23 protein-coding genes are annotated in these 24137 nt (G+C 64.7%); 13 read left to right on the top strand and 10 right to left on the bottom strand.

Going from position 1 to position 24137, the window contains the following annotated elements; genetic code table 11:
* Positions 1-3: 3 nt before the first annotated feature.
* Both E1956_RS16595 and E1956_RS16590 read left to right on the top strand, forming a co-directional pair.
* The gene (locus tag E1956_RS16595; RefSeq protein ID WP_134751087.1) at positions 4-828 is read left to right on the top strand and encodes an ABC transporter permease; all 825 of its coding nucleotides are present in this window, start codon (positions 4-6) and stop codon (positions 826-828) included.
* Between the two features lie 878 nt (positions 829-1706).
* Positions 1707-2483: an ABC transporter permease gene (locus E1956_RS16590; RefSeq protein ID WP_134751085.1), complete on the top strand. Its 777-nt coding sequence runs from the start codon at positions 1707-1709 to the stop codon at positions 2481-2483.
* On the opposite strand, the gene E1956_RS16585 is transcribed toward E1956_RS16590, so the two are convergent.
* The 3 genes from E1956_RS16585 to E1956_RS47375 form a co-directional block, all read right to left on the bottom strand.
* Positions 2474-3658: a sigma-54 interaction domain-containing protein gene (locus tag E1956_RS16585; RefSeq protein WP_134751083.1), complete on the bottom strand. Its 1185-nt coding sequence runs from the start codon at positions 3656-3658 to the stop codon at positions 2474-2476. The two genes, E1956_RS16590 and E1956_RS16585, sit on opposite strands and share 10 nt — an antisense overlap.
* A gap of 108 nt (positions 3659-3766) precedes the next feature.
* Complete coding sequence (locus E1956_RS16580) at positions 3767-4447, bottom strand: class II aldolase/adducin family protein (protein WP_134751081.1); 681 nt, start codon at positions 4445-4447, stop codon at positions 3767-3769.
* Between the two features lie 275 nt (positions 4448-4722).
* Positions 4723-4845, bottom strand: coding sequence for a hypothetical protein (locus E1956_RS47375; RefSeq protein WP_256377786.1), 123 nt, complete (start codon positions 4843-4845; stop codon positions 4723-4725).
* Positions 4846-4961: 116 nt separating this feature from the next.
* Here E1956_RS47375 and E1956_RS16575 point away from each other — a divergent pair, with 116 nt between their 5' ends.
* Both E1956_RS16575 and E1956_RS46140 read left to right on the top strand, forming a co-directional pair.
* On the top strand, positions 4962-6281 hold the full coding sequence (locus tag E1956_RS16575; RefSeq protein WP_134751079.1) for an alpha/beta fold hydrolase: 1320 nt from the start codon (positions 4962-4964) through the stop codon (positions 6279-6281).
* Between the two features lie 221 nt (positions 6282-6502).
* Positions 6503-6673 carry a hypothetical protein gene (locus tag E1956_RS46140; RefSeq protein ID WP_167760047.1) on the top strand — a complete coding sequence of 57 codons (171 nt, stop codon included), beginning with the start codon at positions 6503-6505 and terminating at the stop codon, positions 6671-6673.
* Between the two features lie 118 nt (positions 6674-6791).
* On the opposite strand, the gene E1956_RS16570 is transcribed toward E1956_RS46140, so the two are convergent.
* The 3 genes from E1956_RS16570 to E1956_RS16560 form a co-directional block, all read right to left on the bottom strand.
* Positions 6792-7985 (bottom strand): porin, encoded by a 1194-nt coding sequence (locus E1956_RS16570; RefSeq protein WP_134751077.1) that lies wholly within the window; start codon positions 7983-7985, stop codon positions 6792-6794.
* 156 nt (positions 7986-8141) lie between these two features.
* Positions 8142-9587: an NAD-dependent succinate-semialdehyde dehydrogenase gene (locus E1956_RS16565; RefSeq protein WP_134751075.1), complete on the bottom strand. Its 1446-nt coding sequence runs from the start codon at positions 9585-9587 to the stop codon at positions 8142-8144.
* 89 nt (positions 9588-9676) lie between these two features.
* Positions 9677-10435 (bottom strand): IclR family transcriptional regulator, encoded by a 759-nt coding sequence (locus E1956_RS16560; protein ID WP_134751073.1) that lies wholly within the window; start codon positions 10433-10435, stop codon positions 9677-9679.
* A 160-nt stretch (positions 10436-10595) separates the two neighbouring features.
* Here E1956_RS16560 and E1956_RS16555 point away from each other — a divergent pair, with 160 nt between their 5' ends.
* From E1956_RS16555 to E1956_RS16520, 8 genes are all read left to right on the top strand, one after another.
* The gene (locus tag E1956_RS16555; RefSeq protein ID WP_418789287.1) at positions 10596-11966 is read left to right on the top strand and encodes an aminotransferase class III-fold pyridoxal phosphate-dependent enzyme; all 1371 of its coding nucleotides are present in this window, start codon (positions 10596-10598) and stop codon (positions 11964-11966) included.
* Positions 11967-12092: 126 nt separating this feature from the next.
* Positions 12093-13001, top strand: a complete 909-nt coding sequence (locus E1956_RS16550; protein ID WP_197732886.1) for an ABC transporter ATP-binding protein — start codon at positions 12093-12095, stop codon at positions 12999-13001.
* A gap of 39 nt (positions 13002-13040) precedes the next feature.
* Complete coding sequence (locus tag E1956_RS16545; RefSeq protein ID WP_134751071.1) at positions 13041-14021, top strand: ABC transporter substrate-binding protein; 981 nt, start codon at positions 13041-13043, stop codon at positions 14019-14021.
* Between the two features lie 139 nt (positions 14022-14160).
* A complete protein-coding gene (locus E1956_RS16540; protein WP_134751069.1) occupies positions 14161-14928 on the top strand; it encodes an ABC transporter permease in 768 nt (255 codons plus the stop codon).
* On the top strand, positions 14925-15692 hold the full coding sequence (locus tag E1956_RS16535) for an ABC transporter permease (RefSeq protein WP_134751067.1): 768 nt from the start codon (positions 14925-14927) through the stop codon (positions 15690-15692). The genes E1956_RS16540 and E1956_RS16535 overlap by 4 nt, the downstream gene beginning before the upstream one ends.
* A 47-nt stretch (positions 15693-15739) precedes the next feature.
* The gene (locus E1956_RS16530) at positions 15740-17134 is read left to right on the top strand and encodes an aspartate aminotransferase family protein (RefSeq protein WP_134751065.1); all 1395 of its coding nucleotides are present in this window, start codon (positions 15740-15742) and stop codon (positions 17132-17134) included.
* A 2-nt stretch (positions 17135-17136) separates the two neighbouring features.
* A complete protein-coding gene (locus E1956_RS16525; RefSeq protein WP_134751063.1) occupies positions 17137-17946 on the top strand; it encodes an SDR family NAD(P)-dependent oxidoreductase in 810 nt (269 codons plus the stop codon).
* A 21-nt stretch (positions 17947-17967) separates the two neighbouring features.
* Complete coding sequence (locus E1956_RS16520) at positions 17968-18771, top strand: SDR family oxidoreductase (RefSeq protein WP_197732885.1); 804 nt, start codon at positions 17968-17970, stop codon at positions 18769-18771.
* A 102-nt stretch (positions 18772-18873) separates the two neighbouring features.
* Here E1956_RS16520 and E1956_RS16515 read toward each other — a convergent pair whose 3' ends face one another.
* From E1956_RS16515 to E1956_RS16500, 4 genes are read right to left on the bottom strand one after another with little or no spacing between them, the layout of a single operon-like run.
* Positions 18874-19413 carry a gamma carbonic anhydrase family protein gene (locus E1956_RS16515; protein ID WP_134751061.1) on the bottom strand — a complete coding sequence of 180 codons (540 nt, stop codon included), beginning with the start codon at positions 19411-19413 and terminating at the stop codon, positions 18874-18876.
* A complete protein-coding gene (locus E1956_RS16510) occupies positions 19410-20291 on the bottom strand; it encodes a beta-keto acid cleavage family enzyme (RefSeq protein ID WP_134754494.1) in 882 nt (293 codons plus the stop codon). Before E1956_RS16510 ends, E1956_RS16515 begins: the two co-directional genes overlap by 4 nt.
* Before the next feature lie 18 nt (positions 20292-20309).
* Entirely contained in the window at positions 20310-21059 is a 750-nt protein-coding gene (locus tag E1956_RS16505; protein WP_232071659.1) for an SDR family NAD(P)-dependent oxidoreductase, read from the bottom strand.
* 13 nt (positions 21060-21072) lie between these two features.
* Positions 21073-21987, bottom strand: a complete 915-nt coding sequence (locus E1956_RS16500; protein ID WP_418789286.1) for a dioxygenase family protein — start codon at positions 21985-21987, stop codon at positions 21073-21075.
* A 507-nt stretch (positions 21988-22494) separates the two neighbouring features.
* Here E1956_RS16500 and E1956_RS16495 point away from each other — a divergent pair.
* Entirely contained in the window at positions 22495-24111 is a 1617-nt protein-coding gene (locus tag E1956_RS16495; RefSeq protein WP_232071657.1) for a DHA2 family efflux MFS transporter permease subunit, read from the top strand.
* Positions 24112-24137 lie beyond the last annotated feature (26 nt).

Here is a 24137-nt window from a genome sequence, read left to right as displayed (position 1 = left end):
CGCATGAGCACCCCGTATATTGCCTTTCCGTTCGCGCGTCTGCGTGCCCGGCGGGCCACGGCCTTCGCGGCGCGGCTCGCGCGTGGCGCTCAATGGTGGGTTACGCCGCTCGCGCTTGGGGCGCTCTGGTGGTATGCGAGCGCGCATGCTTGGGTGAGTGTGCAACTGCTGGTGCCGCCGCAACGCGTGTGGGGCACGGCGCTGGATTTGTGGCTCGATGGGGAGCTTCAGCAGAATATCGCGATTACGTTGCGCCGACTTGCAGTGGGTTTTGTGTGGGGCGCCGGCAGCGGTGCCGTTTGCGGGTTGTTGCTCGCTCGCAGCCGAATCTTCGGCGATTTCGTGCAGCCGTTGTTTGATTTGCTGCGGCAGATTCCTACGCTCACGCTTATTCCGGTGTTGATTCTTTTGATCGGTATTGATGAGCCGTTGAAGATCGTGATTGTGGCTAAGGCGGTGTTCTTTCCTGTCGCGCTGGCTACGCTCGGTGGCGTGCGCGATGCGCCGCGCGATCTTATCGAAATGGCGCGACATTATGGGGTTGGGCGGGGTGCGCTATTGCGCGATGTTATCGTGCCGGCTGCTTGTGGGCCGGTGCTTACCGGTGTGCGGATTGCGCTTGCGCGCGCGTGGCTTGCGCTTGTTGCTGCCGAGTTGCTTGCCGCTGATAGCGGGATCGGGGAAATGATGGAAATGGCGCGGCAGATGATGCGGATCGATGTCGTATTAGTTGATGTATTTGTGATCGGGTTGATCGGGTTCGTGATGGATCAATTTATTGCTGGTGTGCAGCGTTGGGCCTCGCGTTGGCAAGCGATTTCCCGTTAGGGAGTTTTTAAATTTTCATTTATGGTTCTTTTGGCGCAAGATTTTGCGCGGGTTTTTTTGGCTTTGGCCTTAACTTGTTTTCGCGGCGGGCCGCGGGCGTTGCCCCTGTGCGGGGCGGCACCTACTTTTCTTTGCAGCCGCAAAGAAAAGTAGGCAAAAGAAAGCGGCTCACACCGCCAGTGTGACGCCGTCCCACACTGCCCTGTACATCGGAGCGGCTCCGGGGCATCCGTCGCCTCGCACACTCCGCGTTAGTGACAAAGGGCTCATCCTTCCCGCCACGCGCTACGCGCGGGCGGAAGGGTCTGCAACGAAAACCGAGTGGGCTGGCCGGCGAATGCGCTGGGGGGGCCACCCGGTAAGTGCGCGAAGTTGCTGACCGGTAAATGCGCTGGGGTGCTGACTATAAAATGCGTTGGAGTGGTGATCGGAAAATGCGCTGGGGTTCTGACCGGCAAATGCATTGGGGTGCTGACTAGTGAATACACGGGCGTGCTGGCGCGCTGACTGGCGAGTGCGAGGGCCACGGCCGATAGAATACGCTGGAGTCCTACGAAAACACGTGCGTCCCACTGGTTTGGGTTATGCCCCACGGCGCGCGGAGCGCCGCCGGATGGATGAGCCCTTAGTCACTCCGGCGTGAAGCGAGTGGCGACAGACGCTCCGGAGCCGCTCCGAAATACAGGGCGGTGGTGGACGGCGTCACACTAGCGGTTTGAGCGGCTTTCTTTTGCCTACTTTTCTTTGCCGCGGCAAAGAAAAGTAGGTGCCGCCCCGCACAGGGGCAACGCCTGCGGCCCGCCGCGAAAACAGGTTAAGGCCAAAGCCTCCAAAGTGCTACAGAGAAAATCCAAACCATCCAATCAGGATTCCATATCATGCAAAAGCATAAAACCACTTCAATACGCCGCCGCGCAAGCGGCCTGATCCTCCCCCTCACGCTACTAGCCGCATGGCAAGCGGCCGCCCTCCACGATGAATCGCATCAATACACCTTCGTGCCACTCGAACAAATCGGCGCAGCCAGCATAGAACTCATCCGCAACGGTGAACTCTTCATCGACCTCGGCGCGAGCCTGCGCCGCACCACAATCGGCCTGGCATCAGGCACCCTGACCGGCATTGCACTCGGCGCCGGCATGGCGCTCTCCCCCTTCATACAACGGCTGCTACAGCCGCTCTTCCAGGGCATGCGCTACGTGCCGCTACTCGGCCTGATACCGCTCTTGAGCCTATGGGCAGGCAACGGCGACTTCGCCAAGACCTTCGTAGTCACGCTAGCCGCACTCTATCCGGTAGCAACCAGCAGCTTCGACTCACTACGCCGCATCGACATGCGTTTCATCGAGCTTGCCAAGTCCTACGAACTAACACGCACCGAACGCCTACGCGACGTGCTCCTGCCCGCGATGATGCCGGAACTCTTCACCGGCGTGCTGCAAGCAGTCCCCATCGCATGGATCACGGCAACCAGCAGCGAGCTGCTATTCAACGCGGGCGCAGGCGTAGGCAACCTCATGCAGAACGCGCAGGCAGGCGCGCGCGTGGACGTGCTGTTGGTATGCGTGCTAGGAGTGACGGCGCTCGCGGTAGCAATGAGCGCACTATGCGAGCGCGTTGCGCGCCGCGTGCTGCGTTGGCGCGATCAGGCCTGACGGCGCCCAGACTGCCCGGCATCGCGCTCTTCGCCCGAAGCGCGATGCAATGCGCCAGACTCGCCGGCATCGGCGACATCCCCTGCATCGCGCAGCTTCAACAACCCCAACTGCGCAAGGCGCGCCCTCACGATATTGCGCGAGAGATCAAGCAACCGCGAGGTACGCAACTGATTGTGCTCGCTGTATTCGAACACGCTGCGATAGACAGCCTCTTCAATATGCTGCCAAAGCTGCGGCGTGCCCAAATCAAGCAGATCCACCACCGCCGCGCGCAACGCGGCACTCGCCTCCGCAATATCGCTCGGACGCTCCGTGCGGCCGCCCGAGCCGTGGGCCGGCGCCGTTTCGCGCTCCAGCGGCGCCGCCAGCGCGAGCGCCGAGAAATGCAGATCCGCTACGTCGATCACCCCGCCGCTGCTCACAAGCACGGCGTGATGAATCACGTTCTCGAGCTCCCGGATATTGCCAGGCCACGAATGCTCATGAAGTCGCGTGAGCGCGGCCGCCGTCAACGTGGGGCGTGCGTTGCGCAAACGCTTCGAATAGCTTTCCAGAAAATGATCGATGAGCGGCGCAATATCGCCCGGCCGCTCGCGCAGCGGCAGCAGGCTCAGCTTGACGACGTTGAGCCGGTAATACAGGTCTTCGCGGAAATTGCCGGCGCGCACCGCGGCTTCGAGATTCACGTTGGTCGCCGCTACGAGCCGCACGTCGATCTTGACCGGCTTGCGCGAACCCACCGGCACCACCTCGCGCTCCTGCAAGACGCGCAGCAGCTTCACCTGCGCCGCGAGCGGCAAGTCGCCCACTTCGTCAAGAAAGAGCGTGCCGCGATTGGCCGATTCGAACCAGCCAGGCTGGCTAGCCACCGCCCCCGTGAAGGCGCCCCGCTCGTGGCCGAACAGCTCGCTCTCGATCAGCGTCTCGGAGAACGCACCGCAGTTGATCGCCACGAAGGGGCCGTCGCGCCGCTCGCTCAGGGAATGCACGAGCCGCGCGATCAGTTCCTTGCCGGTGCCGCTCTCGCCTGTGACGAGCACGGTGGCGTCGCTCGGCGCGACCAGTTGGACGCGCTCGAGCAGCACGCGCGATTTCGGGTCGTCGAAGGTGAGCGCCTTCGCGCGTATCGTGATGGCGTGCGAGCTGGGATCGGCGAAGCTGAAGACTGCCATGAGTCGACCGGCGAGAGAATGAGGGGAACCTGACAATAGCAAGGCCACCCCGCACCGGGAACCAATACATCGAGCTAACGGTATATCTCGCGCCGGATTACCTGCCCCTCATGCAAGCCCGGTCATCTTCCATTGCTGCTCGAGCGCGCCCGGCCCAAATTCCAGCGAACCGCCCAGCGGCTCCGCGAGCGCCTGAAATTTCGCTCCCTCCTCGAGGATCAGGATGTACTTCGAGATCTCGAGAATGCTTTTTCCCCAGAACGTGGCGCCGCCGTTTGCTTCAAGAATGGCGGGGATGTTGGCGTCGCGGCGGATCGTGTCGAGAATGAAGCGCGGCTCGCCCGGACGCCGGTCGATATAGATGGGGATCTCGCGCGCACGCGTGTAGCGCTGCGCCGGCGCATAGCGGATCGGCAACGGCCGGTGCGCGCTGGCCCACGCGCCGAGGTACGGTCCATGCACGTGGATCACCACGTCCACTTCAGGCGCCTCGCGAAAGACATCGGCGTAGCGCGGTCCGTGCCCGCTCGCGCGCGCATCGCCGCGCAGCACGGTGCCGTCGAAGCGCACGACATCGGCACGCACGCGCTTGAGCTCGTCCCATGGCGTCGGCGCGCCGAGCGCCACCACCGCGTCCTCTCCAGGCACGCGCTGGTAGGCCTGGAACGTATTGGTGGCCGAGAGCGTGTGCGTTTCCCGCAGCACGCTCTCGGCTTGAGCGAATTCACGCGAAGCGCGCTCGATCAGGTTGGCGAGTTCGAGTTGGCCGGCCGGTTGTGAGGCTGACATGACGTTTTCCTTGTGCAAGTGATGCGTGTGATGGCGGAAAGGCGTGCGATGCGATTCGCCGCTTCGTCATCAATTAGCAGCAAGCGTGCCAACGGGTCCGCGAACCCAGAGGATGGCGTGCGTACGCCGCCACGCCGCATGCGCGTCAAACGGGAAGAACGACTAGCCCAGCGCCGCCGCGCGCAAATTGCTGCGTGCCCAACAATCTCTGGGCGCGTATTGCTGCCTGCGCCGCAACACGCTCATGCACGCACGCAGTCGAACAGGAAGGACGGTCAACACATCCGACGCGCTTCCCGCAGCGCGAGCGGAGGCACGTCCAGCGTGCCCAGCAAGACCCCCACGACTGGCACGACCAGCACGACCAGCACCACCGGCACGACCAGCACGACCAGCACAAAAAGTCATGCCGCTTTCATCTGGTTCGGATCTTGCAAGCACTCCCGCTCACGCGCAATTCGTGCGCGCAACGCTTGCGCCTCTTCATGCTTGATACATGGCTATCCGAAACAATATGAAATCCGCGTCGCTAAGCCGTCCCCTCACCCACACCCGCGCCGTAGCGCGTCTCGCCTCCGGCGCAGCGCTGCTGTGCGCCGCCTTGCTCGCGCATGCCGGCGTGCGCGTGCCTGCCCCCGATCCGCTGCAAGGCGATGGACGCGTATCGGCGTTCTACACATGGGACGCCGACGTGCCCGCCTCTCCTGGCGTGCTGTTGCGCTCCGAGCCGCTGCCCGCCACGCTCGGCCTCGCGAATGCGTCGCGCCAGTTGCGCATCCTCTATAGCTCCACCGACGGCGTAGGCGGCAGCACGCCGATCGCCGTGTCCGGCGCGCTGTTCATTCCGCAAGGCACCGCGCCCCAGGGCGGCTGGCCCATCGTCGCGTGGGCGCACGGGACGTTCGGCATGGCCGACATCTGCGCGCCGTCGTGGTTCGGCCGCTCATGGCGCGACGTGCGCTATCTCAACGCGTGGTTGAAGGCCGGCTTCGCCGTCGTCGCCACCGACTACCAGGGGCTCGGCACGCCGGGGCCGAATCCCCAGCTCAACAATCGCTCGAACAGCTACACGCTGCTCGACAGCGTGCGCGCCGCGTTGCGCGGCGTGCCCGGTCTCGCCAATGAAGTGGTGCTGGTGGGCCAGTCGCAAGGCGGCTCGGCAGTGATCGCCGCGGCGGGATACGCACCGCGCTATGCGCCCGACCTCAATGTGCGCGCCACCGTGGCGACGGGCATCATCTACAACGCGCCGCACGCCACGCTGGCTTCGCTGGCGCCGTTCAAGACGCGTTTTCGCCGCGATCCCGAACGCGTCGACCCGACGCTCGCCTACGAGTTCTATTCGGTGCTCTCGGCGCAACAGATCGACCCCACGCTCAAGCCGGAAGACGTGCTGACCGACGCCGCGCGGCCGCTCCTCGAACAGTCGCGCATCAGTTGCCTCGCCTCGCTCGAAAGCGATGCCGAGCTTGCGGGACTCACGCGCGCGAATACGCTCAAGCCCGGAGCGCAGGCGCGGCTGCAAAAATGGTGGGATGCCTACCTCGCTTACCCGACGCTGAAACTGAACATGCCCGTGTTCGTCGGCGTGGGCGCCGACGACGGGCTCGCGCCCGCCGAGCTGGCGCTCGCGAAAGATGCCTGCGCGGCCGGCACCACGGTCGAGGCGCATCTCTATGAAGGTCTCGAACATAACGGAACGGTCAATGCGTCGTTGAACGATTCGCTCCCGTTCGTCAGACGTGTGCTGGCTGGCGAGTCGATCGCGCCGGTCTGCGAGCCGCATGAGCAGGCGCCTCGCGCCGTGGTTGGGCAAGACGACGGCGCGCATTGAGACGCCCGCCGCGGGGAGCACCGCCGGCCGCCGCGGCTCCGTGGCGGCCCGCTCGCCGGGAGCATATGTATCAGCGGTCACACCGTGTTACACGTGTAAAGATGGGCGAAACCCAATCCTGAAATTCGTGCACTACACTTCGATCGTCTTGTTGGATTACGGTGCAGCGCCACTGGCGCAGCCCGGTTTTTTACTCCCTCACTTTGGTCGGACGCACGTCGATGATTCGGACCCTCATCACCCTCTCCCTGATTAGCGGCCTGTGTGGTTGCATCGTCGCGCCGCCTTATGGTTACGCGCCCGCGCCGGGCTACTACGCCGGCTATGCGCCTGGCTATTACGCGGCACCGCCGGTCAGCATCGGCATCGGCGGCGTCTTCCACGTGCGTTGACCGCCTGTGATCGAAGCGCCAGCGGCATGCAAACCACCGCCAGCGCCAGCTTCACCCTGGACGCCGCCGAGTGCGGCGGTCCGCTTCCTTTCGTCATCTCACGGCTCGCCTTGACGCGTCAAAACCGGTGATCGATCCCAGCCGTAATTACGGCCTGCTCGCGGGACGATGAAAGCGGCAACAGCGACGGTTGCAGCGACGCATATCGGGCGTCACCGTTCGCCCGCTGGTACGCCCCAACGAGGTACAGCATCGTTCTCTTGGACAGGCTGTAATCCATGCCAAGATTGATCTGATTCCACCTGGGCGTCTTGCCCGGCGTGCCGGGCTTCGCGTCAAAATCTCCGGTTGTCAGAATGTACGCAGTCCCAACTGTCATGACCGGCGTAATCGCGTATTTGAAATTCAACTCATAGTTGCGCAACTCCAGCTTCGTCGCATCCAGATAGTTGAACTGCACGTCCGAGAACGTCGCGCCCAACGTGGCCTTGCCGAACGAGTACGCGCCGCCCGCACCAATGATCTGCTGCTTCGCCACGCCCGCGCCGAATGGGTTCGTGGTGAAGGCGTTCGAGTAGTCGTCGGTGGACGGCACGCCGTTCAACGCCCCGATTGCACCGGTCTGATTCGTCATGCTATCTGGCGTGTCGAGCCGCATGTAGCCCACGGCGAGTCCGAGCGGTCCGTTCGTGTAGCTGAGCGCCGTGGACCAGATGCGGTTGTCGGCGAATCCGCCGGCCGAATTGCTGAAGCCATACAGGCCGCCAAACTGCAGCCCCGCCCAAACGGGGCTCATGTACTCGATCGAATTATTGACGCGAAACGATCCGTCGAAATTGTCCGAGTCGCCGATGTGGCCGCCGATCGTGCCGGCCCAGTCGTTGTCTGACGCGTAGATCGCGACGAGATATTGCATGGGATCGTACTGGCGGCCGAGCGTGACCTGGCCCAGCGTGTCGCTCTTGAGACCGACCGTCGCCTGTACGCCGAACAGGCGCCCGCCCGCGCCCGGCGCGAACGCGCCATTGGACGGCTTGAATCCGTCGGCGAGCTTGAACGTCGCCGCCGTGCCGCCGCCGAGCGGCTCGGTGCCGGTCAGCACGAAGCGGCTACCCGTCGAGTTGTTGTCGAGGAAGCGGTACGCGTGACCCAAGCCCGGATTCGCCGCATACGGGTTCCAGTTGTAGTTCGTTCCTTCGTTGCTGACGTAAGCAATCCCTGTCGTAATGTCGCCCGCCAGCGTCACGCTTTGCGCATGCGCCATGCCGGCCGAAGCCATAAGGCACGCCAGACCACTACACACTCTCTTCATCAACCGTCTCCTGAGCGTCTTCGCTTGTTTATATAATATCAACACTGTTTCTAATATCGATTCAGTATTGGGAGACGAAAAATGCGTGTCAAGTTAATCCGGCGTACTTATGGGTTTACGATGAGTCGCGCAACGCAGTCAATGGTGCGCCAGGGGCTACGCAAAGCTTCGGCTAACGAACTTTGCGCATAGATAGTCCTGCAAGCCTTCGATGCCGTTTTCCTTGCCGAAGCCGCTGTCCTTGACGCCGCCGAAAGGCGTCTCAGCTTGCAGTACGGCCACGCTGTTGATGCCCACGGCGCCGGCTTCGAGCGCATCCGCGAGACGATCTGCATTCCGAATCGATGTCGTAAACGCGTAAGCGGCAAGTCCAACCGGCAGACGATTCGCGCGTTCGATCACATCGTCGAGCGAGTCGAACGAGGCGATCGGCACGACGGGGCCGAACGGCTCTTCGTTCATCACGCGCGCCATATCGGGCACGTCCGCGAGCACGGTGGGCTGAAAGAAGAAACCCGCGCGAGGCACGCATTCTCCGCCGCACACGATGCGCGCGCCCACGCCGCGCGCGTCGTCGACGAGCGCCGCCATTTGCTCGACGCGCCGCCGGCTCGCGAGCGGGCCCATTTGCGTGTCCGGCGCGAGTCCATCACCGATTTTCACGGCACGGGCGCGCGCGGCAAATCCCTCCACGAAGCGCTGATACAGCGACTGGTGCACATAGAAGCGCGATGGATTCGCACAGATCTGCCCGGCGTTGCGGAATTTGAAGCCCGCGAGCGTGTCGAGTGCGCTTTCGAGGTCCGCGTCTTCGCAGACGATCACGGGTGCGTGGCCGCCCAACTCGAGCGTCACGCGCGTGAGATGCCGCCCCGCCTGCTCGCCAAGCAGTCGTCCGACGTTGATCGAGCCGGTGAAGCTGACCTTGCGGACGGCCACCGACGCAATCAGCGAGCTGGAGATATGGCCCGGGTCGCCGATCAGCATCTGCACTACGCCGGGCGGCGTGCCGCTTGCGACGAACGCATCGACGAGCGCCATGACGGCGACGGGGGTTTCCTCGGCGGGCTTCAGCACCACCGTGCAGCCGGCCGCGAGCGCGGCGGCGAGCTTGCACGCGGACAGCATGACCGGGAAGTTCCAGGGCGTGAGCGCGGCCACCGGGCCAACGGGTTTCTGCACGACCCACTGCTGGACGTTCGGCGCGCGCGCGGGAATTACGCGCCCGTAGGCGCGGCGCCCCTCCTCGGCGAACCAGTCGATGACATCGGCGGCCTGGGCGATTTCGCGCGTGGCCTCGGCAAGCGGCTTGCCCTGCTCCAGCGTGAGACGCATGGCGCTCTCTTGCGCCGACTCGCGCAGGCGCTGAGCCGCGGCGCGCATGATCTGCCCGCGCTCGAACGCGCTGCGTGCGGCCCATGCCGGGAACGCCGCGGCGCTCGCCGCGACGGCCTGCGCGATGTCGTCATCGGACGCGGCCTGAAACGACGCCAAAGTCGTTTCGTTGGCCGGGTTCACCACGGTGCACGCAAGCGCGCCCGTGCCGTCGCGCCACTGCCCGGCAATGTGCTGGCGCGGTTGAGGGTAGGTGCAAGTCTCCAACTGTCTCTCCTTGGGGATGAATGCCAACAGGCACGCCGCAAACGTTCATCGCGTTCGCGTGCGTGCCTGGCGGCGAGGGGGAAATGAGATCAGACGATCGAGGTCACATGGGCAAGTTCCGCCGAGATGGCTGCCGCGCGCTCGGTCAGCACGGGCGCGAGGCGCGTCATCACGCGCCTGGTCATGCGCGCGGCGGGGGCCGCCAGCGCGACGCACGCGAGCGTTTCGCCGCGGCTGTTCACGATGGGTGCCGCCAGTGCATGCAGGTGCGGTTCGTATTCCTCCATATCCTGCGCATAGCCGCGCTCGCGCGTGCGCTCGAGCTCGGCCAGGAGCGCGTCGCGCTCGATCAGCGTGTTCGGCGCGCGCGCCACGAGCTTCACGCGCGCGAGGTAGTCGTCGAGCGCGGCTTCGGGCAAACGCGCGAGCCATGCCTTGCCCGCCGCCGTGCAGTACATCGGCACGTGCTCGCCCAGATCCGCCGCGACGCGGTTGGGCAGCGGGCTCTCGTAGACCTGCAGCACGACCATCTCGTCGCTGCGGCCCACCGTGAAATGAATCGTTTCCGAAGTGCTCTTCCACAGCTGCAGCAGATGCGGCCTTGCGGCCTCGAGCGGCGGGAAGCTGTTCTGCTGCGCGGCCGCGAGCGCGAGGATCGCATTGCTCAGGCGATAGCGCCGCGTCGTGGGGTTCTGCGCCACGAAGTCGTATTCCGCATACGTTTTGAGGATGCGGTGCACGATCACCTTGTCAATGCCGGTGCGTTGCGCGATTTCGGTCACTCCGAGATCGGAGCCTGCGTTGACGAACTGCTGGAGCACGTCGAGAGACTTGGCAAGGGTTTTCATGAATGGGTTCCGGCTTGACACACAAACAGCAGCTTACCATACTGTTTTAACGATGTGTCAACACTGTTTATATTATATCAACACAAACAGCGTGCAAATCGACGTACGAAGCGGCACACAAACGACGCAACGATCAACATCCTCATCGGAGACAAGCAACGTGTTCAGCAACCAGTCCGTGGACCGCAGCGCCATCGCGGCCGACAACGCGCGCTATATCTGGCACCCGATGGCAGCGCCCGCCGCCACCGAGGCCGCCCTCCCCACGATCATCACGCAGGGCGAAGGCGTGTTCGTGCAAGACATCGACGGCAAGCGCTATCTCGACTGCACCGCGGGTCTCTGGTGCGTGAACGTGGGTCACCGCCGCCCCGAGATCAAGCAGGCCATCGTCGACCAGCTCGATCAGATCGCCTATTACGGCACCTTCTCCAATCTTTCGAATCCGCCTTCCATCGCTCTTTCGGCGCGCCTGATCAAGATGCTCGCGCCGGAAAAGATGGCCCGCGTGATGTACGGCTCGGGCGGCTCGGACGCGAACGAAACCGCGTTCAAGCTCGCACGCCAGTACTGGAAGCTCAGCGGCAAGCCCGAGAAGACCAAGATCTTCTCGCTCAAGCACGGCTATCACGGCCTGCACTTCGGCGGCATGTCGGCGGGCGGCAACATCATGTGGCGACGCGCCTACGAGCCGATGCTGCCGGGATTCTTTCAGGCCGAGGCGCCGTATCTGTACCGCAATCCGTGGACCAACGACCCCGAGCGGCTCGTCGATCTCTGCATCGACGACCTCGAGCGCGAGATCCTGCATCAAGGCGCGGACACCGTGGCCGCCTTCGTCGCGGAGCCCGTGCAGGGCGCGGGCGGACTGATCGTGCCGCCCGCGCGCTACTGGCCGCGGCTGCGCGAGCTGTGCGACCGCCACGACATCCTGTTGATCGCCGACGAAGTCGTCACCGGCTTCGGGCGCACCGGTTCGATGTTCGGCGCGCGGGCATGGGGCGTCGCGCCGGACATCATGAACTTCGCCAAGGGCATCAATTCGGCTTACGTGCCGCTAGGCGCCACGGTCGTCAACGAACGCGTCGCGCGCGCATGGGACACCGACCATCCGCTCGCAACGATCATGCACGGCTACACGTACTCCGGCCATCCGCTCGCCTGCGCGGCGGCGCTCGCGAATCTCGACATTGTCGAGCGCGAGGACCTGCCGGGCAACGCCGCTCGCCAGGGCGAATATTTCCTCGCACGCCTGAGGGAATTGCTCGACTATAAGCAGGTGGGCGAAGTGCGCGGCAAGGGCCTGATGCTCGGCATCGAGCTCGTGCTCGACAAGGCGACAAAAGCGCCCTTGCCGCCGACGCATCCGGCCTCGAAGAAGCTCTATGCCACGCTGTGCGCCCAAGGGCTCCTCGTGCGCATCGCCGGCAACAAGATCATCCTCTCGCCTCCGCTCACGTTCGAGAAAGAACACGTCGAACGTTGCATGAACGGCTTGCATGCGGCCTTTGAAGCGATCGCCGCGGACTGAAGCCCGACCGTTATACGACTGAAGATCGATACACGACTGAATCCCATGACTGGATCCCGATTGGCGCGGCAGACAGACGACGTTGCGGGTCGACTGGATGCCCGGCAAGCGGGCAGGAGAATAGACGTGCAAGCTGATTTGAATATGCGGCGTGAAGCGGCGGCCATGCATCCCGCGGGCGCGAACCCCGCACGGAGCGCGGCGAACGCGGGCGCGGCGACCAGCGGCCCTGAAAGCCGCAGCGCCGGCACGCCCGGCGCCCTCTTGAAGGTACAGCACATTGCCAAGGCGCTCGGCGAAGGCGCCATGCGCAACCCGATCATTGGCGACCTGAGCTTCGAGGCGCTCGAAGGCGAGTTCCTCTCGATCGTCGGGCCGTCCGGCTGCGGCAAGACCACGCTGCTGATGTGCCTCGCGGGCCTGTATCGCGTGGACAGCGGTACGGTCGAGTTCGGCGGCAAGCCCGTCGACGGACCGCCCGCTGGCGTGTCGGTCGTGTTCCAGGATTACAGCCGCTCGCTGCTGCCCTGGAAGAACAACCTGCAGAACGTCGTGTTCGGCATGAAGCGGGTTCACGACATGAGCCGCGCCGACAAGCTCGCGTATGCGCACGAGCTGCTCGCGAACGTCGGCCTGAAAGGCTTCGAGCGCCACTATCCGTGGCAGGTGTCGGGCGGGATGCAGCAGCGCATCGCGATCGCGCGCGGCCTCGCGGCGCGCTCGCAACTGCTGCTGCTCGACGAGCCGCTCGCCGCCGTCGACGCGCAAACGCGCGCCGACATCCAGGACCTGCTGCTCGACCTCGCGCGCCGCTACAAGCAAACCTGCGTGCTCGTGACCCACGACGTCGACGAAGCCGTCTACATGGCCGACCGCATCGTCGTGCTCTCGAAGCGCCCGACCGTCGTGGCGCAGCAGATCAAGGTTTCGCTCGCGCGGCCGCGCACGCAGCTGGAAACGCGCGAGGAACGCGAGTTCCTCGACCTGCGCCATCAGGTCGTCACGCTGATCCAGTCCATGCGCACGCCGCACTGAACGCATTCTTCATTTCATAAAGACAGACAGGAGACAACTATGTTCAAGCGCTTGATCAAGCGTGCGCTAGTGGGCGCCGCGTTCGTGGCGGCGGCCGGGCAGGCCCTCGCCGCAGACGCGCCCACGACCATCCGGATCGGCGAGATTCGCGCCGATTCGATGATCCGGATCTACTACGCGCAAAGCAAAGGCTACTTCGCTCAGGAGGGCCTCAAGCCCGAGATCGTCACGCTGGGCTCGGGGCCGGCGGTTTCGTCGGCGCTCGCGAGCGGCTCGGTCGATATCGGCTACTCGGGCATCATTCCCGTGCTGTTCGCGCGCGCACGCAACCAGCCGTTCGTGATCGTCGACACGCTCGACTACGAGTACGGCGCGCCCGGCAAGCAAGACACGTGGCTGATCGCCAGCAAAGCGTCGAACATTCACAGCGTGGCCGACCTGCGCGGCAAGACCATCGCGATCAACGCTACGGGCGCCGTGTGCGAGCTGCTCGTGAAGGAGCACCTCGCGCAAGCGGGCGTGCCCTATGACTCGGTGAAGAAGATCATCGTGCCGATGCCGCAAATGGCCAGCATGCTGCAGGTCGGTAACGCGGATGCGGCCTGTATTTCCGAGCCCTTCTATGCGTCGGCGAAGATGTCGCCGAATGTCCAGGCGGTCACGCTCGGCTCGGGTGTCATCGCGAATCTCCCGCCGAACCAGCGTATCGCACTCGACGTGCTGTTCGCGCGCGAGGACTGGGTCAAGAGCCATGCGGACGTCCTGCAGCGCTTTAACCGCGTCCTCGATCGCGCGAGCGCCGACTTCCGCGCCAACCCCGCCCTCTATCAGCAATGGCTCGTGAGCGAGTTCAAGCTCGCGCCGGATCTCGCGCAACAGGTCACGCACTATTTCGACTGGGGCTCTCTCACGCCCGATGCCGCCTCGCTGCGCCCGCTCACCGACGCGATGGTGCACTACGGCCTGCTGCACGCGCCGCTCGACCCCGCCACGCTCGTGGCAACCGGCGCCGCGAAATAACCTCGAACCGCGCGCAAGGCAGCCGCGAGGCTGCGCGCCGCGCATGCCGCATGCGGGCCAGTCCAGGCACACCCAGGCCGGCAGCGGCGCGCGGCAACGCTCACGCAAGCACCGCAGGTGACGCTATGAAGGTGACGCAATGAAACAGTGGATCAAGCCATGTATCGGATTCGCAGCCGGTTGCGCGGTCTGGCAACTGGTCGTGTGGACCGGACATGTCCCGAAGGAATACATGCCCGGCGTGGGCACCGTGTTCGAGGCGCTCGTCGGCCAGCTGCGCTCCGCCGAGTTCTGGCAGAACGAGCCGCTCACGCTGATGCGCACGGCCATTGGCCTCGTTGCCGCCGTCGCGCTCGGCTTCGGCACCGCCGTGCTATCGGCGCGCTACCGCCTCGTTGAAGACGCGCTGCGCCCCCTCGTCAATATCATGCGCTCGCTGCCGCCCGCGGCGATCGTGCCGCTCTCGATCTTCGCGCTCGGGCTCGGCCTGAAGCTCTTTCTCTTCATCGTCTGCTTCTCGGGCGTCTGGACCGTCTATGTGAGCGCGGCGGCCGCGCTCGCGACCAGCGAGCCGGTGCAGTTGCGCAGCGCGCAGACGCTCGGCTACTCGGGCTGGGAAATCATGTGGCAGGTGCGCATTCCCGCCGCGATGCCGGCCATGCTGACCGGCGCGCGCCTCGCGGTCGCGGACTGCCTGATCGCCACCATCGCGGCGGAGATGCTGGCCGGCAGCAACGGCATCGGCTTCATGCTGTACGACAGCGCGTTCACGATGCATACGACCGACACGTTCGCACTCCTTGTGGTTGCGGGCGTCAACGGATTGCTGTTCAACCAGGCGGTGTTGCGCCTGCGCGCCAGCATGGTCCGGTGGCACGATCAGTTCACGAAAATGGTGCAAGCATGAAGCGTCTCACTCGACGGATCAACTGGCCCGGCATCGTGCTGCTCGCGGTTCTGGGCGCCGCGTGGGAAATCTCGGCGCGCTGGATCGGCTCGCCGAACTACCCCGGCCTCTTTGACGTGGTCGGCGCGCTCTACCGGCATGCGGGCGATCTCACCCAGGCGCTGGGCGTCACCCTCGTGCGGGCCGGCGCGGGCTTCGCGCTCGCGCTCGTGACGATGTTGCCGCTCGGCATTTGCCTCGGTCGCCTGCGCGCGCTCGGCGCGTTCTTCGAGCCGCTGATCGACCTCGTGCGACCGTTGCCGCCGCTCGCCATCGTGCCGGTCGTGATGCTGTTCGCGGGCACCGGCAACGCCGCCAAGATTCTGGTCGTGTTCTATGGCGCCGCGTTTCCCATCCTCATCAACGCCATCGACGCCACCCGCGCCACCCATCCCCTGCTCGTGAACGTGGCGCGTTCGATCGGCCTCTCGCGCAGCGAGATCATGTGGCGCATCGACCTGCCCGCCGCCCTGCCGCAGATCGTGAGCGGCATCCGCATCAGCGTCGCGCTCTCGCTGCTCATTAGCGTCAGCGCCGAAATGCTGCTCTCGACCAACGGCATCGGCAATTTCATCGTCGAAGCCCAGCAGCAGTTCGAGATCGCCGCGGGGCTCGCGACGATTCTCGTCATCGCGGTCGCGGCGCTGTGCATCGAAACCGTTTTTTACCGCATCGAGCGTCGGCTGCTCGCCTGGCATCATCAACGCGCCGCGCTAGGTCGCTAGGCCTCCGGGATTTCGCCGCTCTACTCATCACAGCAAGAGAGATTTTCATGTCGATTAGTATTCCTGATTCTGTTATCGATTCGTCCCGCCTCGACGCACTGCTCGAACGGGAGCAGCAACGCTTTGCGGCGCGGCATCCGCGCTCGGCCGAACTCTATGCCCGCGGCCGTGAGGTGTATCTCTACGGCACCCCGCTGCACTGGATGCAGCTGTGGCCGGGCGCGCATCCGGTCTATATGCGCGACGCGCAAGGCGCGCATCTGCGCGACGTCGACGGCAATGAGTTCGTCGACCTCTGCCTCGGCGACACCGGCTCGATGTTCGGTCACTCGCATCCGGCCATCGCCGACGCCATCGCCCGCCAGGCTCACCGCGGCGTGACCGCCATGCTGCCGTCCGAGGATGGCGTATGGGTAGGCGAAGAATTGAGCCGGCGCTTCGGCCTGCCCTACTGGCAGCTCGCGACTTCCGCTTCGGATGCCAACCGCTTCGCGCTGCGGCTCGCGCGCCTCGTGACGGGACGCGACAAGATCCTCGTCTTCAACGGCAATTACCACGGCTCGGTGGACGAGACGCAGGTCGAATTCGATGCGCAAGGCCGCATGCGGACTCGCACCAATGTCACCGCCAACGGCATGGATCACGAGCGCCTCGTGCGCCTCGTCGAGTTCAACGACATCGAGGCGCTCGAGCGCGAGCTCTCGCATGGCGACGTGGCCTGCGTCATCACCGAGCCGATGATGACCAATATCGGCATGGTGCCCGTCGCGCCGGGCTACCACGCTGCGCTGCGCGAGATCACGCGGCGCTACGGCACGCTGCTGCTGATCGACGAGACCCATACGATCTCGACCGGCCCCGGCGGCTGCACGCGCGCCTGGGGGCTCGAGCCCGACATCTTCGTGCTCGGCAAGGCCATCGCGGGCGGCATTCCTTCCGCGGTGTACGGCGTGACCGAAGCCGTCGCGCAACGTGTCTGGGCAGCTAAGCCGCCCGCGTGGGCCGGCGGCGAGAAGCGCAACAACCACTCGGGGTTCGGCGGCACGCTGGTGGGCAACCAGCTCACGATCGCGGGCCTGCGCGCCACGCTCGAACACGTGATGACTGACGAGAACTACGCGCACATGATCGAAATGGCGACACGCATCGCGCGCAGCGTCGATGCGGATATCGCAAAGCACGCGCTGCCGTGGCACCTCACGCAAGTTGGCGCCCGCGCCGAATACATGTTCATGCCGCAGCCGCCGCGCAACGGCAGCGAAGCGAAGGCCGGACGCAACGGGCCGCTCGAGGCATTCATCCATCTGTACCTGCTGAACCGCGGTGTGCTCATCACGCCGTTCCACAACATGATGCTCGCCTGCCCGCAGCTCGCGCCGGGCGACGTGGACCAGCACAACCGCGCATTCTCCGAGTGCCTGGCCGAGCTCGTGGGAGGCTGACGATGGGCCGTCTCGACAACAAGATCGCGCTCGTCACGGGCGCCGGCCAGGGCATCGGCGAGGCCATCGTCGAGCTCTTCGCGCGCGAAGGCGCGCACGTCGTGGTCAGCGACCTCGACCTCGCGCGCGCGAACGAGGTGGCCGCGCAAATCGTCCGCTCCGGCGGCCGTGCGGCTGCGTGCGGGCTGGACGTGACAGACGAGCCAGGCTGGCAGCGCGCGATCGCCTGGATTCAGGCCGAGCTGGGCGGTCTCGACATTCTCGTCAACAACGCAGGCGTCGCGCTCGTGAAGTCGATCGAGGACACCTCGCTCGCGCAGTTCCGCAACGTCATGCGCGTCAATGTCGAGGGCGTGTTCCTCGGTATCAAGCACGCGGCACCGGCGCTCGCCGCGCGCGCAAAAGGCCGCGCAACGACTGCGGCCATCGTGAACCTGGCTTCCGTGCTCGGTGTGCAAGGCATTCCGGACAACATCGCCTACGGCACGTCGAAGGCCGCGGTCCGGCAGTTGAGCCGCTGCGCCGCGATCGAGTTCGCCGAGCGCGACACGCCTATCCGCGTGAATGCCGTGCTGCCCGCTGTCACCGATACCCCCATGGTGCGCCGGGAAATCGAGGAATGGGCGGAGCTCGGCACCTTCGGCACGCGCGATGTGGAGACGACGCGCGCGGCATTCGGTGCGCGCGTGCCGCTCAAGCGCATTGGCAGCGCGGCCGAGATCGCCTACACCGTGCTCTTCGCCGCTTCCGACGAGAGCTCATTCACGACCGGCGCCGAATACGCCGTAGACGGCGGACGGCTGGCCGTCTGACCCCACGCAGGAGAGAACAGAGTGACTGGCAGATTGACAGGAAAGATCGCGCTCGTGACCGGCGGCGCCCAGGGCATCGGGCGCGCCATTGCGGAGGTATTCGCGAGACAGGGCGCGATGGTGGTGATTGCGGCGCGCTCCGCCGACCAGGGCGAAGACGTCGCCGCGCAACTGAGCCGGCAGATGCAAGGAGAGCCCGGCGCAGGCCGCGCGAGGGTCTCGTTCATGAAGCTGGACGTGGCCGATGCCCAGGCGGTGCGCGAAGCCGTGGACCGCATCGCGGCCCTGCATGGCGGACTCGACATCGTGGTCCACAACGCGGCGGCGTTCTCGCGCGACCCGCTCGATTCGATGCCGTTCGACGCGCTCGAGCGTGTGCTCGCCGTGAACCTGAAAGCGTGCTTCTACCTCGCGCAGGCGGCCGTACCGCATATGAAGGCACGGGGCGGCGGCCGGCTGCTCGTGACATCGTCGATCACCGGGCCGCGCGTTGTCATGCCCGCCACATCGCACTATGCGGCGAGCAAGGCCGGCGTGAACGGTTTCATTCGCGCGGCAGCCCTCGAACTCGCCGGTGCGGGCATCACGGTCAATGGCGTCGAGCCCGGTTACATCGATACGCCTGCCATGAGCGCCCTGAAGCAACGCTTTGGCGAGGAGGCGATCGCACGCCACATACCGCTGAAGCGGCTCGGCCAGCCCGAAGAGATCGCCAACGCCATGCTGTTCCTCGCCAGCGACGAATCGGCCTATATCACGGGCCAGACGATCGTGGTCGACGGCGGGTCGATGCTGCCCGAGAGCCCCGTTTTTGCAGAGGCTTAGCCAGATGCCGCTTCCTGCTGACGTTGAGTTCACCTCTCCCGCCTCCAACCGTTGTGTCGCGACACCTTTTTTCTGCGCGAATTCCGGAGGAGGCGAAGTTCGTTAGAACTGCATGACGAGCGGCTTCGAGAACAGGTAGCGCTTCGCCAGTGCCACGTATCGGTCGGCCGAAAGCTGGATCGCCTCTGCCTCCTTCTCCGAGAGCGGGCGAAGCAGCCGCGCCGGATTGCCGGCCCACAGCTCCCCTGTCCCCACCACCTTACCCGGTGTCAAGACGGCGCCGGCGGCCAACATGCCGCCGGTGCGCACGATTGCGCCATCGAGCACGCGCGCACCGAAGCCGACAAACGCCCGGTCCTCGATCGTGCACGCATGGAGGATCGCGCCGTGCCCGACCGTCACGTCACTGCCGACGAGCGTCGGCGCACCGTTTGTCGTCCCGTGCAGAATCGAGCCGTCCTGGATATTCGTTCGGGAGCCGACGACGATGCGTTGAACGTCGCCCCTCAGCACGCAGTTGAACCAGATCGAGGCGCACTCTCCAATCTGCACGTCGCCGACGAGCGATACCCCTTGAGCGATGAATGCCGACTTGTGCACCGATGGCGTTCCAAACTGCTGCCTGTCCTGATCCTCGCTCATTGCTTCAACCCCAGTTGTTCGCGTGCCTGCGCAGCCGTAGCAATTTCCCCACCGAGCGACAGCACGATATCGCGTGCTCTTGCAACCAGTTCGGCATTGCTTTCGGCGAGCACGCCCTTCGACAGGTAGATATTGTCTTCAAGACCGACACGGACATGTCCACCTGCCAGCCACGCCTGTGCGACGATGGGAAACTCCGCACGGCCGATGCCGAACGCCGACCACGCCGCGCCATGGGGCAGAAAATTGCGCGCGTACTGCAACGTTTCCGGCGTGGCCGCGAATCCGTATTTGACGCCCATGACGAACGTCCACAGACCCGGACCGTCGAGCACGCCCTCCTTGATCAGATCGAGCGCCAGATGCAGGTCGCCCGAATCGAAAATCTCCAGCTCCGGCTTGACACCGGCTTCGCGAATCACGTGAGCCATCTTGCGCACGTTCTTCGGCGTATTGATCACGACGTCGCCACCCGAATTCATCGTATTCAGGTCAAGGCTGCAGATATCGGGCCGCAGCTCGGCGATGTGCTCCACGCGCTTCTCGGGCGCAAGCAGCGTCGTTCCCGGCGCCGCGACTCTGGGATCGTCGTCCGAGGGGATGAAACGTCCGCCCGGTCCGGTCGTCAGGTTGATCACAAGCTCCTGGTCGACCGCCCTGATGAGCCGTATCACCTCGCGATACAGTTCGATGTCCATCGACGGTCGGCCGGTCGCCGGATCGCGCACGTGAATGTGAGCGACGGCTGCGCCGGCCTGCGCCGCTTCCAGCGCGGCCGTGGCAATCTGCGCGGGCGTAATGGGCAGTCCCGGGTGTTGCTCCGGTTTGGTCAGGTTCCCTGTGACTGCACAGGTGATGATGGTCTTGCGTGCGTGCATCATGAGCCTCGCTTCGGATCAGGCCAGCCGCCGGCCGCCATCGACAATGATGGTCGTACCCGTGCTGAATTTAAGGTGAGTCGCACATGCCTCGATGGCTTCGGCGATGTCATCCGGCGTGCCGATGCGCCCAAGCGGCGTGGTCGCGGCAACCTTGTCGTTGAAGTCCGCGCCGCGCCCGGGCACAAAGCTGGTATCCACGACCCCGGGCGACACGTTCAGCACGCGAATGCGAGGCGCAAGCGCGCGGCCAAGCGAAGCGGCCATGACATCGAGCCCGGCTTTGGCGGCACAGTAGGCGATATTGCTGCCGACGCCCGTCGTGGCCGAGATCGAAGACACATTGACCACCAGCCCCGCGCCGGATGCGTCGAGCAAGCTGCGGAATTCCCGGATCGCCGCGAATTGCGCGCGCCAGTTGACCGTCATGATCTCGTCGATCAGCTCGTCGGTCAGCGCATCGAGATCGGCGTGCCTGACCGGCTTCGTAAAACCGGCGGCATTGACGAGGATGTCCACGCGGCCGAACAGGGCGCTAATGTCGCTGGCCAGCGCGGCAAGCGTACCGCTCTCGGCGATCGACACGGATTTCGCCACATGCCCGTGCCCGGGCAGCGACTCCACGACCTGCTGCGCTTTCGCGGTCTCCGACTGACCGCAGACCACGACACGGGCACCCGCCGCCGCGAGCCGCTTCGCGACGGCCACACCGATTCCACCGGTACCGCCAAGAATGACCGCTACTTTGTCTTCAAGAATGTTGGACACGTTGTTCTCCACGTTATTTGATGGGGGGCGTCGGCCAGACAGGCGTCCCTTCGGCCACGACAAATTCATACTCGAGCGTGTAATACGGCCCGTTGACATCGGGTGCGGGGGCCTTCCCGTCGTCGTGTGCGGAAAACGTCCCGACGAGCGCGCGGTTCACGCCAAAGACAACGTCCGACCCCAGGTACTCCGAATCGTCTGCGAAAACCTGGCTGATCAACGTTTCATAGCCCTGCGCGACCACGACGAAGTGAATGTGTGCCGGACGATACGGGTGACGATGCTGCTTCTCGAGCAGCCGGCCTACCGGGCCGTGAGTCGGCACCGGATAGCCGGCAGGACGAACGGACCGCAGCCTGAAATAGCCTTGTGCATCGGTCCGGAATCTGCCGCGCAGGTTCATGTCGGGCTGGTCCGGGTCCTGGTTTTCGTAGAGCCCGATTGGCGACGCCTGCCAGACGTCGACGAGTGCGCCCTCGACGGGCGTACCCGCCGTGTCCACCACGCGACCGCGCACGAACAGCGGTGCGCCGGGCGAGCCTTCGGCCACGATGGATGCGCCATCGGCGTATTCGGGCGAGTGGCCCCGGTAGAACGGCCCAAGCAGCGCGCCGGGCGTGCGATTGCTGCGATCGGCCGTGTTGAGCAGGGTGACGAGCGTCGAGAAGCCCAGCACGTCCGCGGCCAGCACGACCTCGTTGTGATCGTCCACGGTCGCCTGCCCGATGGCCTTGACGAACTCGAGCCCTTTTTCGAACTCCTGATCCGTTAGTTCTACTTCACGAAAGAACGCGTGTGCGTGGCGCACCAGCGCGTCGATAATCTGCTTCAAGCGCGCGTCGTCCGTCTTGCTCATGGCCGCCAGCACGACTTCCGTAATCGACTCGGGGTCGTCAACGATGCTGTCGAGGTGAGTGAAATCCATCATGTGAGTCTCCTGGTGTGTTCCCGCAACCGGCGGTCATGTTCGACGGGTCCGGCAGCAAGCCCATTGAGCGGTTCCTTGCGCCGTCGGTCGATCAGTTCGCCGCTTGTTTTCATGCTATCGGGTCCACGCAAACGCGACGGACAATCACTTCCGAATTTCTGCCAGTCTCGGGACAACCGTGATCGGGCTTCCCGCCTCTGTCTGGACAGGTTTGCGCAAGCGGCAACCGTTTCATCGCCCCGTTTCGCCGGGGCGATGGAATGTCCGAAATTCGAAAACATCTGTCTCGTCAAGGAGACCGGAGCCGATTACAGTTCCGATACCGGCAACGACGTGCATGCCGTAACGGACACGTAAGACGTGGGGCATACCGTGGACGTTCTGACTGCCATGAAGGGGTTCGTCAAGGCCGGGCAACCGGCAAGCTGAAGCCATGGACCCGCGGACATCGCCGCGCCCACAATCGCGTTACCAGGATATGCTGACTTTTTTTCGCGACCACCGCCCATGAGCCAGGCCGCCATACCCACCCACGCTCCTGTCGCGCCGCCAGCCTCCGGGCCCGCGGCGGCCACGCCCGCGCCCGAACACGTCCGGGCCCTGCTGATCGGTCTGGGGCTTGCGACCGGCATGGAGTTCTACACGTTCGACAGCGTCAATCTCGTCCTCACGGATCTCACCGGCACCCTCGGTGTTTCCGCCGACGAGGCGAGCTGGATTCTGACCGTGTACAGCTGCGCGCTATTCCTTGGCGTGCCCATATCGATCTGGATGGCCGGGCATTTCGGCTACAAACGCTTCCTGCTCGGCACGGTGGTGGCGTTCGCCGCCACGTCCATAGGCTGCTCGCTCGCACCGGATCTCGACATCATGCTGTTCTGGCGCGCCCTGCAAGGACTCGCCGCGGCGGGCCTCGTCATGTGGTGGCGCGCCTCCGTGTACCTGCTCATGCCGAAGCCGCAGCGCAGCCCGTCGCTGATGCGCATTTCGACGATGCTGTATCTCTCGAGCGCAGCGGGCCTGCTTGCGAGCGGCTACATTACGGATCACGCCAACTGGCGCCTTATTTTCCTGCCCAACCTGCTCTACGCCGCCGGCGCGCTCTGGCTGATCGCGCGGCATTTCCCGAACCAGCCCAAGCCCAGCGCGGAGCGCCTTGTCTCCGCGGACTGGCCCGGCATCGTGCTGCTCGCCATTGCCTTGATCGCGCTGCAGGTGATACTCAATCGTGGCGAGATCGATGACTGGTTCGGCTCCGCGCATCTGCGCATACTCGGGTTTGTCGGTGCCGGCGCGCTGATTCTGTTCATCGCCTGGCAAATGAGCGCCGCCAACCGGACGCCGCTGCTATGGCTCGAGCTCATGCGCGACCGTAACGTGCTTTCGTCGGCGTTGCTCGGGGTGCTTACCGGCATGATTCTTTCCGGCAGCGTATTCGTCCTGCCGGAATTCCTGCGCAACGTCGCGTCGAAGACCTACAGCGCGACGCAGACCGGCCAGATCATGTGCGTCTACGCGCTCACCGCAGCCGCAATACGGCCGCTCATGGTCGGCTTCATCGCACGCGTGGGCCAACGCAAGGCCATCGCATTCGCACTCGTCATGCTGATCATGTCGATGCTGATCTTCAACCGGCTTCTGACCACCGGAACGCCGGGATGGTACTTCGCCCTGCCGCTGGTTCTCTACGCTTTCTGCCTTTCGCCGCTTCTGCCCGCCGTGGGCAGCGGCACAGTCGCACGAATCGATCAGAACAAACTCCTCGATGGCGTTTCGCTGTACATGACGTTTCGCCAGTTCGGCGCCTCACTCGGCGTCGCGCTCTTGACGATCCTGATCTCGCATCGCGAGACGCTGCACTCCGCAAGGCTTTTCGATCACGTGCGGCACGACAATGACGTGACGCGCACATGGCTCTCGACCGTCTCCGGCACGCTGACGACGCACGGCGGCTACACGCCTCTCGAAGCACAGCAGGCCTCCGTACGCATGCTCGCGGAGCAAGGCGCCCATCAGGCAGCGGCCTACGCCTACGCGGACGCGTTCGCGTTCATGGCCGTCGTGGGGATCGTCGCTCTTTGCCTGCTGCCGATTGTTCCGCCTACTCCCGTGCAAAAAAAGTAGGACGATTGCCTTGAAGCCACAACATC

It is taken from the genome of Paraburkholderia pallida, from assembly GCF_004524855.1.
In the GTDB taxonomy this organism is placed as follows: domain Bacteria; phylum Pseudomonadota; class Gammaproteobacteria; order Burkholderiales; family Burkholderiaceae; genus Paraburkholderia; species Paraburkholderia oxyphila.
This window is presented reverse-complemented; position numbering and strand designations above follow the sequence as displayed.